The organism is Flavobacterium tiangeerense, assembly GCF_007830355.1.
In the GTDB taxonomy this organism is placed as follows: Bacteria; Bacteroidota; Bacteroidia; order Flavobacteriales; family Flavobacteriaceae; genus Flavobacterium; species Flavobacterium tiangeerense.
Genome location: NZ_VLKO01000009.1, coordinates 40,595 through 57,398, shown reverse-complemented (window position 1 = coordinate 57,398; position 16,804 = coordinate 40,595). Strand labels below are relative to the sequence as shown.

General features: G+C 35.3%; 18 protein-coding genes. 12 read left to right on the top strand and 6 right to left on the bottom strand.

Going from position 1 to position 16,804, the window contains the following annotated elements; all coding sequences use genetic code 11:
- Nucleotides 1-153: 153 nt before the first annotated feature.
- Nucleotides 154-1,461, top strand: a complete 1,308-nt coding sequence (locus IQ05_RS11500; protein WP_144893098.1) for an amidohydrolase — start codon at nucleotides 154-156, stop codon at nucleotides 1,459-1,461.
- A 61-nt stretch (nucleotides 1,462-1,522) separates the two neighbouring features.
- Here the strand turns inward: IQ05_RS11500 and IQ05_RS11495 are convergent, their stop codons facing one another.
- Nucleotides 1,523-3,091, bottom strand: coding sequence for an NAD(P)/FAD-dependent oxidoreductase (locus IQ05_RS11495; RefSeq protein ID WP_144893096.1), 1,569 nt, complete (start codon nucleotides 3,089-3,091; stop codon nucleotides 1,523-1,525).
- Nucleotides 3,092-3,280: 189 nt separating this feature from the next.
- On the opposite strand from IQ05_RS11495, the gene IQ05_RS11490 reads away from it, so the two are divergent.
- Nucleotides 3,281-3,520, top strand: coding sequence for a hypothetical protein (locus IQ05_RS11490; protein WP_144893094.1), 240 nt, complete (start codon nucleotides 3,281-3,283; stop codon nucleotides 3,518-3,520).
- Nucleotides 3,521-3,522: 2 nt separating this feature from the next.
- Here the strand turns inward: IQ05_RS11490 and IQ05_RS11485 are convergent, their stop codons facing one another.
- A complete protein-coding gene (locus IQ05_RS11485) occupies nucleotides 3,523-4,344 on the bottom strand; it encodes a purine-nucleoside phosphorylase (RefSeq protein WP_144893092.1) in 822 nt (273 codons plus the stop codon).
- A 62-nt stretch (nucleotides 4,345-4,406) separates the two neighbouring features.
- Here IQ05_RS11485 and IQ05_RS11480 point away from each other — a divergent pair, with 62 nt between their 5' ends.
- The 7 genes from IQ05_RS11480 to IQ05_RS11450 are packed head-to-tail and all read left to right on the top strand — an operon-like array spanning nucleotide 4,407 to nucleotide 9,812.
- Nucleotides 4,407-5,156 (top strand): DUF547 domain-containing protein, encoded by a 750-nt coding sequence (locus IQ05_RS11480; RefSeq protein WP_158634590.1) that lies wholly within the window; start codon nucleotides 4,407-4,409, stop codon nucleotides 5,154-5,156.
- 9 nt (nucleotides 5,157-5,165) lie between these two features.
- Entirely contained in the window at nucleotides 5,166-5,501 is a 336-nt protein-coding gene (locus tag IQ05_RS11475; RefSeq protein ID WP_086452673.1) for an arsenosugar biosynthesis-associated peroxidase-like protein, read from the top strand.
- Nucleotides 5,498-6,565 carry an arsenosugar biosynthesis radical SAM (seleno)protein ArsS gene (arsS, locus tag IQ05_RS11470; protein WP_144893088.1) on the top strand — a complete coding sequence of 356 codons (1,068 nt, stop codon included), beginning with the start codon at nucleotides 5,498-5,500 and terminating at the stop codon, nucleotides 6,563-6,565. Before IQ05_RS11475 ends, arsS begins: the two co-directional genes overlap by 4 nt.
- A gap of 9 nt (nucleotides 6,566-6,574) precedes the next feature.
- Entirely contained in the window at nucleotides 6,575-7,222 is a 648-nt protein-coding gene (locus tag IQ05_RS11465; protein WP_144893086.1) for an aquaporin, read from the top strand.
- 11 nt (nucleotides 7,223-7,233) lie between these two features.
- Complete coding sequence (gene arsM / locus IQ05_RS11460) at nucleotides 7,234-8,205, top strand: arsenosugar biosynthesis arsenite methyltransferase ArsM (protein ID WP_144893084.1); 972 nt, start codon at nucleotides 7,234-7,236, stop codon at nucleotides 8,203-8,205.
- A gap of 53 nt (nucleotides 8,206-8,258) precedes the next feature.
- Nucleotides 8,259-8,852 carry a TIGR04282 family arsenosugar biosynthesis glycosyltransferase gene (locus tag IQ05_RS11455; RefSeq protein ID WP_144893082.1) on the top strand — a complete coding sequence of 198 codons (594 nt, stop codon included), beginning with the start codon at nucleotides 8,259-8,261 and terminating at the stop codon, nucleotides 8,850-8,852.
- A 6-nt stretch (nucleotides 8,853-8,858) separates the two neighbouring features.
- Entirely contained in the window at nucleotides 8,859-9,812 is a 954-nt protein-coding gene (locus IQ05_RS11450; RefSeq protein WP_144893080.1) for a 1-acyl-sn-glycerol-3-phosphate acyltransferase, read from the top strand.
- On the opposite strand, the gene IQ05_RS11445 is transcribed toward IQ05_RS11450, so the two are convergent.
- Genes IQ05_RS11445 through recQ form a run of 4 tightly spaced genes read right to left on the bottom strand, consistent with a single transcriptional unit; the run spans nucleotide 9,813 to nucleotide 14,570 of the window.
- The gene (locus IQ05_RS11445) at nucleotides 9,813-10,841 is read right to left on the bottom strand and encodes a VOC family protein (RefSeq protein WP_144893078.1); all 1,029 of its coding nucleotides are present in this window, start codon (nucleotides 10,839-10,841) and stop codon (nucleotides 9,813-9,815) included.
- Between the two features lie 13 nt (nucleotides 10,842-10,854).
- Nucleotides 10,855-11,646 carry an SDR family oxidoreductase gene (locus IQ05_RS11440; protein ID WP_144893076.1) on the bottom strand — a complete coding sequence of 264 codons (792 nt, stop codon included), beginning with the start codon at nucleotides 11,644-11,646 and terminating at the stop codon, nucleotides 10,855-10,857.
- Nucleotides 11,636-12,340 carry a TIGR04283 family arsenosugar biosynthesis glycosyltransferase gene (locus tag IQ05_RS11435; protein ID WP_144893074.1) on the bottom strand — a complete coding sequence of 235 codons (705 nt, stop codon included), beginning with the start codon at nucleotides 12,338-12,340 and terminating at the stop codon, nucleotides 11,636-11,638. The genes IQ05_RS11440 and IQ05_RS11435 overlap by 11 nt, the downstream gene beginning before the upstream one ends.
- A gap of 34 nt (nucleotides 12,341-12,374) precedes the next feature.
- Nucleotides 12,375-14,570: a DNA helicase RecQ gene (gene recQ / locus IQ05_RS11430; RefSeq protein WP_144893072.1), complete on the bottom strand. Its 2,196-nt coding sequence runs from the start codon at nucleotides 14,568-14,570 to the stop codon at nucleotides 12,375-12,377.
- 85 nt (nucleotides 14,571-14,655) lie between these two features.
- Between recQ and IQ05_RS11425 the strand changes: the two genes are divergently transcribed.
- From IQ05_RS11425 to IQ05_RS11415, 3 genes are read left to right on the top strand one after another with little or no spacing between them, the layout of a single operon-like run.
- The gene (locus IQ05_RS11425; protein ID WP_167496942.1) at nucleotides 14,656-15,621 is read left to right on the top strand and encodes a KpsF/GutQ family sugar-phosphate isomerase; all 966 of its coding nucleotides are present in this window, start codon (nucleotides 14,656-14,658) and stop codon (nucleotides 15,619-15,621) included.
- On the top strand, nucleotides 15,621-16,436 hold the full coding sequence (gene tatC, locus IQ05_RS11420; RefSeq protein WP_144893070.1) for a twin-arginine translocase subunit TatC: 816 nt from the start codon (nucleotides 15,621-15,623) through the stop codon (nucleotides 16,434-16,436). The genes IQ05_RS11425 and tatC overlap by 1 nt, the downstream gene beginning before the upstream one ends.
- Nucleotides 16,429-16,782 (top strand): carboxymuconolactone decarboxylase family protein, encoded by a 354-nt coding sequence (locus tag IQ05_RS11415; protein ID WP_144893068.1) that lies wholly within the window; start codon nucleotides 16,429-16,431, stop codon nucleotides 16,780-16,782. The genes tatC and IQ05_RS11415 overlap by 8 nt, the downstream gene beginning before the upstream one ends.
- Nucleotides 16,783-16,804 lie beyond the last annotated feature (22 nt).

Sequence of the window (16,804 nt, the reverse complement as noted above, 5' to 3'; positions counted from 1 at the left end):
AACATATTTTCAAGCTGGTTTTTTTATTTTGAGCAACGAGAAGTTAAAAGTCAACAATTTGAAAAATATTCATTACTTTTGAAAAAATCCGTTTTAAATTTGATCACTTTAATTCATTTGCTTTAAGCGGTTTACACCTAATATTTACACGAAATGAACACCTATTACTTACTACCTTGTTTACTACTGTTTTCAATTGGAACACAAGCCCAAAATAGCGCATTGAAAAGCAAAATCGCCACAAAAGCAGCTGCTATGGAGTCGAAAGTAGTAGATTGGAGGAGAGATTTTCATCAAAATCCAGAATTAGGAAATCGCGAATTTAAAACTGCCGAAAAAATAGCAACCCATTTGCGAAGCTTAGGAATTGAAGTTCAAACTGGAATTGCCAAAACCGGAGTGGTAGGTATTTTAAAAGGAGGAAAACCAGGACCTGTTGTGGCTTTACGAGCAGATATGGATGCCTTACCTGTAAGCGAACGAGTGAATTTACCCTTTGCCTCAAAAGCTACTGGTGAATATAATGGAACTAATGTGGGCGTAATGCACGCTTGTGGTCATGACACTCACGTAGCCATGTTGATGGGTACTGCCGAAATTTTGGCTTCAGTTAAAAGTGAAATAAAAGGAACTGTAAAATTTATTTTTCAACCCGCTGAAGAAGGACCTCCTGAAGGGGAAGAAGGAGGAGCTGAATTGATGGTTAAAGAAGGCGTTTTGAACAACCCAAAAGTGGATGTTATTTTTGGGCTACACATTAATGCTCAAACCGAAGTCGGCCAAATCAAATACCGCCCAAAAGGAACCATGGCTTCCTCTGACTGGTTTACCATAAAAGTAAACGGCAAACAATCTCATGGCGCATATCCATGGCAATCTGTTGATCCTATAGTTACAGCCTCACAAATTATAATAGGCTTACAAACTATTGTGAGCAGAAATGTAAACCTCTCGCAAAACGCTGCCGTGGTAAGTGTAGGTCAAATTAATGCTGGTGTTCGAAGCAATATTATCCCGGAGTCTCTAACGATGACCGGTACCATTAGAACATTAGATGCAGAAACGCAAGATTTCATTCATGGTAAAATAAAAACGATAGCTACAAATATTGCAACTAGTGCAGGTGGCTTGGCTGAAGTTGCAATTTACAAAAAAACTTTAATCACTTATAACGAGCCCTCACTTACAGAGCAAATGCTGCCTACCTTGCAAGAAGCTGCCGGAAAAGAGAATGTTATTTTAACCGAAGCGGTAACCGGAGCTGAAGATTTTTCTTTCTACCAAGCAAAAATACCGGGTTTGTATTATTTCATTGGAGGCATGCCAAAAGGTAAAAAACCGAGTGATATGCCCTCACACCATACACCCGACTTTTACATTGACGAAGGGAGTTTTGTGCTTGGAATGACCACTATGGCACATCTTACTTTGGATTATATGGATATGAAAACCAAAAAATAATTCAACAATCTAAGTAAGTTTCATTCTAAAATAATTTTGACGCGTTTTTCTAGAACTATAATCAAACTTTATTTTTCAATACTTGAGCAATCATTTGTGCGCATTTTTCACCATCTATTGCAGCCGAAATAATTCCTCCTGCGTATCCCGCTCCTTCGCCACAAGGGTACAAACCTTTTATTTGTACATGTTCATAAGTAATAGGATCTCTTGGTATGCGCACTGGCGATGAAGTTCTGGATTCTGGTGCGTGAAGAATAGCCTCGCTTGTTAAATAACCTCGCATGGATTTTCCAAACTCAGAGAAACCTTCTCGCAAAATGTGCGTCAAATTACTTGGAAATACCTGACCCAACTCAACAGACGTTGTTCCAGGTACATAAGATGTCTTAGGAATATCTGATGATACTTTTTTTTGTGTAAAGTCAATCATGCGTTGTGCTGGCACTTTCTGACTTTCTCCTGCAAGGTGCCAAGAGCGTTGCTCTATACTTTTTTGAAATTCCATTCCAGCCAGCGCTCCAAACTTAGCAAAAGGCTTGAAATCTGCTAACTGCAACTCAATTACAATACCTGAATTTGCTGTTGCTTGATCCCTTTTAGAGGGTGACCAACCATTTGTTACAACTTCGCCCGGACTCGTTGCGCAAGGAGCAATTACGCCTCCTGGACACATACAAAAAGAATACATACCGCGGCCAGCAACTTGCTTTACAATGGAGTACGGCGCTGGTGGTAAATGTTCTCCTCTATAATCACAACTATACTGTATACTATCAATTAAGGTTTGAGGATGTTCTGCACGAACACCTAAAGCAAAAGGCTTAGCTTCTATAAAAATTTGTTTTTTATCCAATAGCTCAAAGATATCACGCGCTGAATGTCCCGTAGCTAATATCAATTTATTAGCAAGAATAGTATCTCCTTTATGCGTAACAATCCCTTGAACTTCATTGTTTTTTACCAAAACATCAGTAACTCTAGTTTCAAACAAAACTTGACCTCCACATTCAATGATTTTTTCACGAATATCCTGAATAATTTGAGGAAGTTTATTGGTGCCAATGTGTGGGTGCGCATCTACGAGTATGTCATGAGAAGCCCCGAAAGCAACAAACAGTTCTAATATTCTATTGACATCACCTCTCTTTTTAGATCTAGTATACAATTTTCCATCAGAATAGGTTCCCGCGCCACCTTCGCCAAAACAATAATTAGAATCTTCATGAACTATATGATCTACATTGATAGCTTTTAAATCTCTTCTTCGTCCGCGAACTTCTTTCCCTCTTTCTATTACAATAGGCTTTAATCCTAATTCTACCAGGTGCAAAGCTGCAAAAAGTCCTGCTGGTCCAGCTCCTACTACCAATACTTCCTGTGCATTTGCTACATTAGGAAAATCAGGCATGGTGAATCTTCTTTCGTCAATTACTTCCCCTTTTATAAAAATCTCTACTTTGAGATTGAATTTTATTGTTTTTTGTCGGGCATCAATAGATCTTTTTAAAATAGAAACATGTTGCACATCTTCAGCTGCAACTTTAATTTGCTTTGCCAAATGGTTTTTGAGCAAATCATTATTTGCAGCTATTTCTGGGGTGACTTGGAGTGAAAGTTCTTGAGGCATTTTTTTAAAATCAACATTGGATGTTACGTGAAATAAAATCCAAAATATTAGGGTACAAAAGTAACATTTTTTTACAGTCAAAAGGACAAGGAATAACCACTATCCACGTTTTGGAAAATAAAAAAATAAATTCATTTTAGAAATAGACTTCGTAACTTTGACATCAAAATAAGTTCAAAAAAAGAATACATGTCTCGTAAAATAAAATTAATCTGGGATTTTCGTGGTCCTAGTGCTGCAAAAACTGCAGAACACCATGAAATTCATCTCAAAGAATATATTGCAATTGAAAAATTACCTTTGCAAATCACAGGATTCGAAATTCAGGGTGAAATGCAAGCTATAGCATTTATGGTGGTTACTGATGAGCACATGATTCAAGTGCGTGATGCCTTAAAACCACATCGCGGAGAATTATATGCCGAATAATACTAGACAATACTGTGAATGGTTTCAAAGAATAACTGACTCAGTTTTTCATCTGATGTACCTGCTATTGCAATAATTTCAGCAATATCAACAGGTTTTAAATTATCCGGATCACATTCATCAGTAATTACACTTACGGCAGCACAAGGCAATTTTAATTGATTGGCTACAATAACCTCGGGCGTTGTACTCATTCCAACCATATCAGCACCAATTCTACCAAGATAACGATACTCTGCCCTAGTTTCTAATTGTGGCCCATAAACTGAAGCATACACTCCTTTTTTTAGTAACAACTCCATTTTGCTAGCTTCGGTTACTAAGATATTATTTAGCTTCTCGTCATAAGGCGCGCTCATATCTGGAAAAATACCACCGTATTCAAAACTATTCAAGCCAGAAAGCGGACTGCCACCTTGTAGATTAATGTGATCGTCTAACAAAACCAAATCGCCTTTTTTGAAGTCTTTATTGATTCCGCCTGCAGCATTGCTCAACAACAAATGCTGGATACCTAATTTTTGTAAAACCCTAATAGGAAAAGTTACTTGCTGTAAACTGTATCCTTCGTATAAATGAAAGCGGCCTTGCATAGCAATTACTTTTTTGGATCCAATAGATCCAAAGAGCAACTTCCCTTTATGAAACTCAACAGTAGAGACTGGAAAATGCGGAATATCAGCATAATCAATTTCTTGTTCTACTACCAAATAATCTAAAAATTTTCCTAAGCCTGTTCCAAGTACTACGCCTACCTCTGGATTTAAAATTCCTTTAGAAATTAAAAAATCAGCTGATTGAGAAATTTGTGCTAAATATGTCATGTTTTAAAAAACTATTGTTGGTAAATTTCGTAAATAATAATAAATTTACAAAAACCCAAGCTATGAAAAACCTATTATTATTACTTTGTTTCACTCAAATACTTATGGCACAGCCTAAAGATTACGTAAAAATATCACAAGACTTTATTGAAGCAGCAAAATTTGGAGAAGGCAATACCGAAGAATTTGTAGCGCTAATTGCAAATGCAAACGAAACGGACCTACTTAATCAACTTACAAATGACGATCTTAAAAAAGCATTCTTCATAAATCTTTACAATGGATTTACAAATTACGCTTTGAAAAAAGATCCCGAAAAATACAAGAGTCGTAGCGCTTTTTTTACATCAAAGCAATTTGTACTTGCTGGAAACGAATTGAGTCTTGACGATATAGAACATGGTTTTTTAAGAAAATCAAGCATTAAGTACACTGTGGGGAAATTGAATAAAATTTTTCCGCCAAAACTTGAGAAAAAATTCCGAGTAGACAAACTAGATTATCGCATCCATTTTAGTTTAAATTGTGGCGCCAAGAGCTGTCCTCCTATATTTTTTTATGATCCAAAAAAAATCAATCAGCAACTTGACGTTGCCACAAAAAGTTATTTAACCGGAGACGCAAGTTATGATAAAGAGAAAAACATCTTGCGAGTTCCTGTTTTGATGAGCTGGTTCCGTGGAGATTTTGGAGATAAAAAAGGAATTTTAAAAATTTGCCAAGATTTAAAAATCATACCCGAAAATGTAAATCCTAAATTAGAGTACAACGAATACGATTGGAGTTTATTTCTAGAAAACTTTAAAAACTAAAAAACACAAATGGACAAAAACTATTACAACTCAGACGATTTAAAAAAATTTGGTAACATAGTCGAATTTCAAAAAGAAATGGGCGAAAAATTCTTTGGCTATTATGGAGAAGTTTTCAAAGAAGGTGAATTAACCGCTAGAGAGAAATCTCTAATTGCACTTGCAGTAGCGCATGCCGTTCAATGTCCGTATTGTATTGATGCTTACAGTTCTGACGCCTATGAAAAAGGATATAGTGAAGGACAAATGATGGAGGCAGTTCATGTTGCAGCAGCTATTCGTGGTGGAGCTAGTTTAGTACATGGAGTTCAAATGATGAATAAAGTCAAGAAAATTAGTTTATGAGCGAGTTTGTAAAAGTTAAATTAAAGTCCCTCAAGGCCAATGAAAATATACTTTCTAAAGCAGCACATCAAATAGCCGTTCTAGAACAAAACCCTGATGTGTTTACGCCTTTTAAAACGCAGTTACAAACCATTGGCTTAAGCCCACTACAACCTACAAGTTTGGAGATTTTTCAAATTAATTTGGGTAAAATGTGCAACCAAGTTTGTACCCATTGTCACGTAGATGCTGGTCCTGATAGAAAAGAAATCATGACCAAAGAAACGATGGAGGTTATTCTGGAAGTTTTGAAAGTCAATCCTAACTTTAAAATAGTAGATATGACCGGTGGTGCACCCGAAATGAATCCTAATTTTAGATGGTTTGTAGAAGAAGTTAGCAAACTAGGAATTCAAATGTACGTGCGTTGTAACTTGACTATCATAACTGCGAATAAAAAATACAACGACTTACCACAATTCTTTAAGCTACACCAAATAGAAGTTATCTCATCATTACCATTTTATTCTAAAAATAGAACCGACAAACAAAGAGGTGATGGTGTTTTTGAAAGCTCTATAAAAGCCTTAAAAATGCTCAATGAGGTGGGTTACGGAAAACCTGATTCTGGTTTAAAACTAAATTTAGTGTACAATCCAGCAGGAGCTTTTTTACCACCTGACCAAAATGCTTTAGAAAAAGAATACAAAACAGCTTTGCAAAAAGATTTTGGAATTGAATTTAACAATCTGTTTGCAATAACGAATCTGCCTGTGAGCCGATACTTAGATTATTTGATTTCGTCAGGTAATTATGAAGATTACATGACCAAACTCATTGATGCTTTTAATCCTTCGGCAGCTCAAAATGTAATGTGTAGAAATACCATCTCTATAGGTTGGGACGGTTATATCTATGATTGCGATTTCAATCAAATGCTAGAGTTAAAAGTTACTTGCAAAGACGCGCAACACATTAGTAATTTTGATTCTAATGCCCTTTTAAATAGGACTATTATTGTAAACAATCATTGTTATGGCTGTACCGCTGGTTCTGGTAGCAGTTGTGGTGGTGCTGTTGCTTAAAACGAAACTATGAGAGAAAATATTTCAGAATTTTTATGTACCTACATACTGGTGTTTTGCGGTACTGGTGCAATTATTATCAATCAAGAAACAAATGGCAGCGTTACTCATGTGGGTATTTGCATCACTTTTGGGTTAATTGTAATGGGGTTAATTTATGGTTTCGGACAAATCTCTGGAGCACACATGAATCCAGCCGTAAGTATTGCATTCGCTTTCTTGAAAATACTTCCAATAAAAAAATTGCCTTTTTATATAATTTCTCAAATTTTAGGCGGATTAGCAGCCAGTACAACACTCCATTTATTGTTCCCAAAAAATAGTGGATTGGGAGGAACAATTCCATCCGGTACTGACGGTCAATCATTTGTATTAGAATTCATTCTGACCTTTATTTTAATGCTTGTCATATTAACAGTAGCATTAGGAAACAAAGAACATGCTCCTTTTGCTGGTATTGCCATTGGAGGCGTTGTATTACTCGAAGCCATGTTTGCTGGACCTATATGTGGCGCCTCTATGAATCCCATTAGATCTCTGGCACCTGCGCTAGTTTCTGGTAATATGAACTCACAATGGTTGTACGTTGTAGCACCTATAACAGCAACTGTTCTTGCCACAATAACATGGAATACCATTTTAAAAGAAAAAAACTAATAGTAACAAATATGGAAAATTATTTAGACGCAACAGTAAATTTATACCGAGATGCAGCACTTACTCCCGATGTGGGACTGTGCTGTACAACAACACCAATATGGAAATTTCCTGGCTTAGAAATTCCAAAAATAATGCAAGAAATGAATTATGGTTGTGGCAGTACCATTTCGGCTCAAGACCTAATCAACAATCCAAAAATATTATATGTAGGTGTAGGTGGTGGTATGGAATTGCTTCAATTCTCTTATTTTTCACGTCAAAAAGGTGGTGTGATTGGTGTAGATGTTGTTGATGAAATGCTGGAAGCATCCAAACAAAATTTTAAAATTGCAGAGCAAGAAAACGACTGGTTTAAAAGTGAATTTGTCGAATTGAAAAAAGGAGATGCATTAAACCTACCGATCGAAAACGAAAGTATTGATATTGCAGCTCAAAATTGCTTGTTCAATATTTTTAAAACTGATGATTTAAGAAAAGCACTTGAAGAAATGTATCGGGTTCTAAAACCTCACGGAAGATTGGTAATGAGTGACCCAACTTGTGAACAAGAAATGAACGAAACTCTTAGAAATGATGACCATTTAAGAGCGCTTTGTTTGAGCGGAAGCATCCCAATCAAGGAGTATATTAAAATGTTGACAGATGTAGGTTTTGGAACTATAGAAATTAGAGGTCGAAGACCGTATCGAATTTTAGACCCTGAAAATTATGCTACCGATGAATTAATTTTCATTGAGAGTATTGAAGTTTGCGCTATAAAAGACCCTATGCCTAGTGATGGTCCATGTGTATTTACCGGAAAAGCAGCTATTTTTTATGGCAAAGACGACTATTTTGATGATAAAAAAGGACATGTCTTGATGAAAAATCAACCTCTAGCAGTTTGTGACAAAACAGCACAAGCACTAGCCGATTTAAACAGAACCGATATTTTTATAAGTGAATCAACTTTTCACTACAACGGAGGCGGATGTTGCTAAAAACTCTAAAGCTGCAGTATTCTTAATGCTGCAGCTTTACTTATTACCTTTATATGCAAAACAAAAAAGCTATCATTCTCTTTACTAAAAATCCTGAACTAGGAAAAGTCAAAACACGACTTGCCAAGACTATTGGCAACGAAAAAGCACTTTACATTTACAAAAAATTATTAGAGCATACCCAGGAAATTGTTACTCCTGTTCGAGCTGACAAATTTGTATTCTATTCGGATTCGATTACAAAAGAGGACCAATGGAATGCGGGTTCGTTTTATAAAAAAGTACAACATGGTGATGATTTAGGTACTAGAATGGCAAAGGCTTTTCAAGAAATTTTTTGTTTAGGATATGAATCGGTTTGTATTATTGGGAGTGATTGCTACGAACTTACTTCTGATATTATTGAAAAAGCATTTTTAGCATTAGAAACAAATGAAACCGTTATAGGCCCCACATTTGATGGCGGCTATTATTTATTGGGAATGAACCAATTTCATGAAACAGTATTCAAGAATAAAACTTGGAGCACTGATAGTGTATATATGGATACGATAACAGATTTTAAAAATCTAAACCTTTCGTTTTCTAATTTGAATAAATTATTGGATATTGACGAAGAAAAAGATTTACCAGAACATTGGAAATAAAGCAATTTGTATACACTATTTAAAATAGCAGCATCTTTAGCATTAAAATTATATTGCAAAAAGACCATAGCCCGTTTTCATGGAAATAGAGGTAAAAAGGAACCAACCCTTATTGCAAGCAACCATCCCAACTCTTTTTTTGATGCTATCATCATAGCGGTTCATTACCCTGAGCCTATTTATTTTTTAGCACGTGGTGATGCCTTTAAAAATCCAATTGTTGCAAATTTTTTACGCGCTTTACACCTAATCCCTATTTATAGATTGAGCGAAGGCAAACAAAATTTGAATAAAAACGAAGATACATTCAAAACTTGTCTCGATTTATTACACGAAAATAAAACCATTTTAATTTTCTCAGAAGGTATTTGTATAAACGAATGGAATTTAAGACCTCTTAAAAAAGGTACGGCGCGATTAGCTTTCATGGCACTGCAAGATGGCTTGTTAAATTTAAGAATTCAACCAACCAATATCAATTACTCTTCGTTTCATAAAAATCCTAAAGAGGTTGAAATCAATTTCAATCTTTGTTTTGGAGTACACCATATTGATCAAGCAAAAGAATCTATTTTTTACAATACATTCAACACCTTGTTAAAGAAGAATATTTTAAATAATATGGTTGTAAAAGAAGATTTATCAGATATAAAATTATTAAAACCGAACCCAAAATGGCATTCACGATTATTGAAAGTTGTAATAGCATTTCCAGCTTTAATTGGATTTCTCTCTAATTATTGGATCTATTGGATCTTAAAAAAAATCACCGGCAAAAAAACAAAAAATTCTGTATTCTATGACTCCATTTTGTTTGGAATGCTGTTACTTTTATATCCTTTAATTGTATTTCTACTTTCAGCAGTAGTAACATTTTGCTTCAACCTACTAATGGGTTTACTCCTTTTCTTTGTAATGCCAATAAGTGCTTGGTTTTACAAAAGCTATAAAAGCTACTAATTACTTAACTTTACTCAAAGCGAGCATTTTTATCATCCAATCTGGCAAGGGTTTTTCTTGATTGCGCTTTCTAAGATCGAGGTACCAACCTATTTTCTTTAAAATGGGAACTTTGTGCGTTTCTACCAGTTCAATTAGTGTTCCATCAGGATCTTCAATATAGCAAAAGCGTCCCGATGCATTATCCATAGCAAAAGTGTTATTGCTGTCTACAGAAAAATGCAATCCCTGCTCTATGACATGCGCTTTCAAAGCATCCATTGCTACTACATCAAAACAAAGATGAATAAATCCACAATCTCCCCAAAATCTATTTTCGTAAATTTTAGGTGCTTTTGTATCTAAAATTTGCACTAATTCTAAGGTTACATCTCCTAATAATTTATTGAAAGCACCTTTACCCGTTGCTTTCTTAGAAAGACCGATTATATGAAACTTTTGATTGTTTTCAACACGTACATCATTATATAACACAGTGTCAATCCCAAGTATATTTTTGTAAAAATCTAACGATTTTTGCATATTACGCACTCCTATAACAGTACCTACAACACCACCTAAATCATACTCTTTCTTTTGAAACCAATCTTCTGATGGAATAATTTTAAAAAGATTATCATCGCTATCGGTAACATAAAAAAAAGACTTTTGGTCAAGTCCAATTTCCATTTTTGAAACCACTAATCCTTCTATTTTTGAAAGACGATTATGGGATTGCAAAATGTTATGAGTTTTTAATATCGCGGCATTAATACCAATGTGTCCAAGTTGTACTTTTACACCTTTTTGAGGAGCTCTATCTTGAAATTGCCAAATCTCAAATCCACCGCCTCCTTGTAAGTTCATCGTCAAGATAGCGCGACGCTTGCGCACTTCATTTCCTGTGTACTGAGTCATCAAACTGGCTTTCGCCTCATCATCAAAAATTAAAACATCCATCCCAAAAAGATGTTTGTAAGTGTGCATAGCCTTTGTAGCATTACAAACACCAATTCCCACTTGTTGAATTCCTGACAAAAATTGATGCATATATGTGATGTTGTTAATTTTCTAGACCTTTGGCATGCGCAATTTTATAGTACAACGATGGAAAAAACCACCACAACCAGAATAAAATTCGTTCTGCCTTAACAATAATTATTGTCTTTTTACCTTTGTATATCCCTCTAATAATTTTCCTAGCACAAACATCTACTTCCATACCTACTTTATTATTGGCATCGGTTGAGCCATATTGCTGTCCGTTACCGATTAAAGCATTTTTAGAAATATTGGTATTTATCCTTCCTGCATATACGATAGAAATGGTAGTTTTGGTTTTATACAACTCGCATTGCAAGGTTTCAAAGTAGCCTTTTACAGCATGTTTTGATGCTGCATAACCCGTCCGCAATGGAAAACCAATAAGTCCTGCAATACTGCTAATCACAGTTATGTTTCCACTATTTTTCATTTTAAAATGTGGCAAAATAGCTTGAGTTATTGCCAAAGGAGCAAAATAATTGATGTCCATTAATTTCTTGTACACCGTAATATCAGTATCTTCTGCCATAGCACGCTGACTTATACCCGCACTTTGAATGACGTAATCAATTGATCCTTCAAAGGCTAAAGCTTGCTCAACTAGAGTTGGAATTCCGTCTAAATCGAACAAATCATAAGGTAAAACATGTACTTTGGTCGAATGTAGTTCCACTCGTAGATGATTTAATAGTATGGCATTTGATGAAGTCAAAATTAAAGTAGCACCAAGATTTGATAATTGGATTGCCAATTCTTTCCCGATTCCTGATGAAGCTCCAGTAATCCATACTATTTTTGAATCAAAACGCATTTTTACGGTAGCTTAAAAGTTGTTTATAAGTAGTAACCATCTCCATTTGTGAAGCACCTCTTTTATACATTCGAACAATTTTTAAATTTGCTAGTTGTACTTTCAGCCATGAATTTTCATCATACTTTCTTGCAGATACTAGAGTGGCTTTCGGAATCAATTTAAACTTTCCTTGCTTCCACAATCGTGCAATAAAATCATAATCTTCCATGATGAACATGTCTTCTTTATAAGTTCCTACTGTATTCCAAAGGTCTTTGGTTACAAAAACACCTTGATCACCTCCGCGAAAAAATAAATAATTAAAACGAGTAAAAAAGGCATTAATTTTTAGTAAAGTACTCGAACAATCAAACTCGGTACGGAAACTTCCGCAGTTATACCCTTGAGAAAGTGCGTGTTTGATCAAATCATAAAAACGAGTCGTAGGTACACAATCCGCATGAAGAAAAAAGTAGATATCTCCTAACGCTTGGCTTGCTCCAAAATTCATTTGACCTGCTCTTCCTTTTTGGGGAGAAACTACAACTTTAGCTCTCATTTTAGTGGCTAAAGTTACCGTATCATCTGAACTACCTCCGTCAGAAATGATTATTTCATATTGCTTTCCAACCAAATTTTCATGCAGCATTTGTATCGTACTTGCGATCACTTGAGCTTCATTGAATGTTGGAATAACAATACTTAACACCATAAATATAGATTAATTGGAGCCATGTCTTCTGAATTTAATTAGCTACTTCACTAATAAATTTAATGCGCATTAATCGTAATTCATCCAAATCATAATCTCCATCAAATTCTTTTAGCGCAGCCTCAATATTATCAGATTCTGATTCCATAAAATAATCGTGAATCTCCTCTTGTTGATCCTCATCAAGCATTTCGTCAATCCAATACTTAATATTCAACTTAGTCCCTGAGTAAACAATCTGCTCCATTTCTTTTAATAAAGCATCCATATTTATCCCCTTGGCAGAGGCAATATCATCTAAGGATAATTTTCTATCTATGTTTTGAATAATGTATAACTTATTTACAGAGTTTACTCCGGTTGATTTAACTACTAAATCTTCTGGTCTTACAATATCGTTGTCTTCAACATAGCGACTTATCAATTCTAAGAAATCTTTTCCGTATTTTTTAGCTTTACCCTCACCCACTCCATGAATGTTTATCATCTCATCTTGTGTTATAGGATACTTTAAAGCCATATCTTCTAGAGAAGGATCTTGAAATACTACAAATGGTGGTACGCCAATTTTTTTGGCCACTTTTTTACGTAAATCTCGTAGCATCCCCATTAAAATCTCATCAGCAACACCAGTTGATTTTGCGGCTGTTACTATAGCTTCATCAACCGTTTCATTGTATTCATGATCTTCAGACATCATGAAAGAGTGCGGATTTTCAAGGTAGCTCAATCCGTTGTTTGTGACTTTTACAATACCGTAGGTTTCAATATCTTTAGACAAAAATCCTGCTACTAAGACCTGTCTTAATAATGCCATCCAGTACTTTTCATCGTGATTTGAACCACAACCAAAAAAAGATTGCGTATCGGTTCTATGTGCTTTAATTACGGCGTTAACACGCCCTATTAATGTAAAAACAACTTCTTTTGATTTATACAAATGTTTGGTGTCCCGAACAACTTGCAAGAGCTGTATAACTTGATCTTTGGCTTCAACTTTTGTTTTAGGATTACGTACATTATCATCCATATCAGCACCTTCGCCGGTTACTTCATCAAACTCTTCCCCAAAATAATGCAATAAAAACCTTCGTCTAGACATAGACGTTTCAGCATAAGCCACAACTTCTTGCAACAATGCAAAACCTATCTCTTGTTCAGCAACAGGTTTTCCAGACATGAATTTCTCGAGTTTTTCTACATCTTTATAAGAATAGTAGGCTAGGCAGTGTCCTTCTCCTCCATCACGACCCGCGCGACCCGTTTCTTGATAATAACTTTCAAGTGATTTAGGGATGTCATGGTGAATTACAAACCGAACATCGGGCTTATCGATACCCATCCCAAAAGCAATAGTAGCCACCACTACATCAACATCTTCCATCAAAAACATGTCTTGGTGTTTGGCTCTAGTTTTAGCATCTAGACCCGCATGGTAGGGAACAGCTGATATACCATTAACCTGCAAAACTTCGGCAATTGCCTCTACTTTTTTACGGCTTAAGCAATAAATAATACCTGATTTTCCTTTGTGTTGTTTTATAAATCGAATGATGTCCGACTCTATATTTTTTGTCTTTGTACGTACTTCGTAATATAAATTAGGTCTGTTGAACGAGGCTTTAAAAGTTGTCGCATCAGACATATCCAAATTTTTCAAGATATCCTCTTGTACTTTTGGCGTAGCCGTAGCCGTAAGTCCTATAATAGGTACATCACCCAATTGCTTGATGATGTGTTTTAGATTTCTATACTCGGGTCTAAAATCATGACCCCATTCTGAAATGCAGTGCGCTTCATCAATGGCAACAAATGAAATGGTGACACTTTTTAAAAAAGTCACATATTCTTCTTTTGTTAAAGACTCGGGAGCCACATACAAAAGCTTGGTTAAGCCTGATGAAATATCTTTTTTTACCTGAGTAATCTCCGTTTTATTTAACGATGAATTCAATACATGCGCAATACCATTCTCTGAAGAAAGGCTTCGTATTGCATCTACTTGGTTCTTCATTAATGCAATAAGAGGCGAAACCACGATTGCAGTTCCCTCTTGAATTAAAGCTGGCAATTGGTAACAAAGTGACTTTCCTCCACCAGTAGGCATAATCACAAATGTATTTTGCTGATTTAGGATGCTCTTAATCACTTGCTCTTGCAATCCCTTAAATTGGCTAAAGCCAAAATGCTTCTTTAATTCTTTGTGTATGTCAATTTCGTTTGAATTCATTCTTTATTACGTGGTATTTTGTATAAATTTGCAATATCTAAAGGTACAAATTTCTTTTACACTTACAAATTTTAATTATTCTGTTTTGAATTCAAAAGAAAATATATTGGCTAGTGCCAAAAAAACCATTTTATCTGAAAGTCAATCAATAGCAAAACTCACTGATTATCTGGACGAAAACTTCGTAAATGCTGTAAACTCAATCTACAATTCAAAAGGGAGATTAGTCGTTACTGGAATAGGGAAAAGCGCTATCATTGCTCAAAAAATGGTAGCTTCATTCAATTCTACAGGGACACCTTCTTTGTTTTTACACGCTGCAGAGGCTATTCATGGAGATTTAGGCATGATACAACATGAAGATGCGATTATTTGTATTTCAAAAAGCGGCAACAGTCCCGAGATAAAAGTGCTCGTTCCGTTATTAAAACGTTTTGGAAACACATTGATTGCAATCACAGGAAATACATCATCATTCTTAGCAAAAGGATCTGATTTTGTATTAAACACCACTATTGATTCCGAGTCTTGTCCTAATAATCTTGCCCCAACAAACAGCACAACCGCACAACTTGTAATGGGAGATGCTCTTGTGGTATGCTTAATGGAATTTAGGAATTTTAAACCGGAGGATTTTGCGGTTTACCATCCTGGAGGTGCACTAGGCAAAAAATTATTACTGCGTGTAAAAGACATGCTGGAACACAGTTTAAAGCCAGCAGTATCCGCAGATGCCTCTATAAAAAAAGTTATTTTTGAAATTTCAGAAAAACGCTTGGGTGTTACAGCTGTTGTAGAGAATGAGATTGTCATAGGAATAATTACTGATGGTGACATACGTAGAATGTTGAACGAAAGGGATACCTTTACGGAACTAACGGCCAGTGACATAATGACTAAAAATCCTAAAATCACGACATCCGAAGCTATGGTAGTAGACGCATTAAACACCATGGAAGATTTTGCTATTACCCAACTTGTAGTAGTTGATCAAGGAGTCTACAAGGGAGTATTGCATTTACATGACATTTTAAAAGAAGGAATCGTATAATGGCAAAAAAAAATCTAAACGAAATGTCGTTTTTGGACCATCTAGAAGAGTTGAGATGGTTGTTGGTGCGCAGCACTATAGCAGTATTGATACTAGCTACGGTTGCATTTTTAATTAGTGATTATATATTTGACGTCATTATTTTTGGCCCTACTAAAGCTGATTTTATAACGTATCGATTCTTTTGTGATTTATCCAGTCAGCTGGGCTATTCCGATTTGATTTGTGTTAAAGAAATGCCGTTTATTATCCAAAACACAAATATGGAGGGACAAATAAATGTACTTATTTGGTCTTGTATCACAGCGGGTTTCATCCTTTCCTTCCCTTTTATTCTTTGGGAAGTCTGGAAATTCATCAGTCCTGCCTTGTATGAATCAGAAAAAAAGCATGCTAAATTGTTTATTTTTTCTTCTTCTATGCTATTTTTTATAGGTGTTCTTTTTGGATATTACGTAATAGTTCCAATGTCTGTTAACTTCTTTGCTACTTTTACAGTAAGTACCGTAGTTATCAACCAGTTTAGCATAGATTCTTATATCGGCATGGTAAAAACAAGTGTCATAGCTTGTGGCCTGTTTTTTGAGTTACCCATAATAATTTATTTCTTAACTAAGGTAGGCCTTGTAACGCCTGAGTTTTTAAGAAAATATTGGAAATACGCCGTCATTATCATTCTTGTTGTGGCAGCAATTGTAACACCTCCAGATGTTGTAAGTCAAATTATAGTTACCATACCTATGCTAATCATTTATGAAGCAAGTATTTTAATATCGAAAATAGTAGTAAAAAATCAAAACAAACAAAATGGCTGATATCATTCAAGAATTCAATGAGTACCGTTCAAAAATGAACGAAAAATTACTAGCAGACAACAATAAAATTGTAAAAAGAATTTTTAATCTTGACACCAATGCTTACGCTGCTGGAGCACTAGATGTAAAAACAAAAGAACTACTAGGTCTTGTAGCATCTGCTGTATTACGTTGCGATGATTGCGTTAAATACCATTTAGAAACAAGTCACAAAGAAGGCGTTACTAAGGAAGAAATGATGGAAGCTATGGGAATTGCTACCCTTGTGGGTGGTACTATTGTTGTTCCTCATTTGCGTAGAGCTTATGAATTTTGGGAAGCACTAGAAGAAAACGATGCTAAATAAAAGCATTAGCAAAACCTAAAGT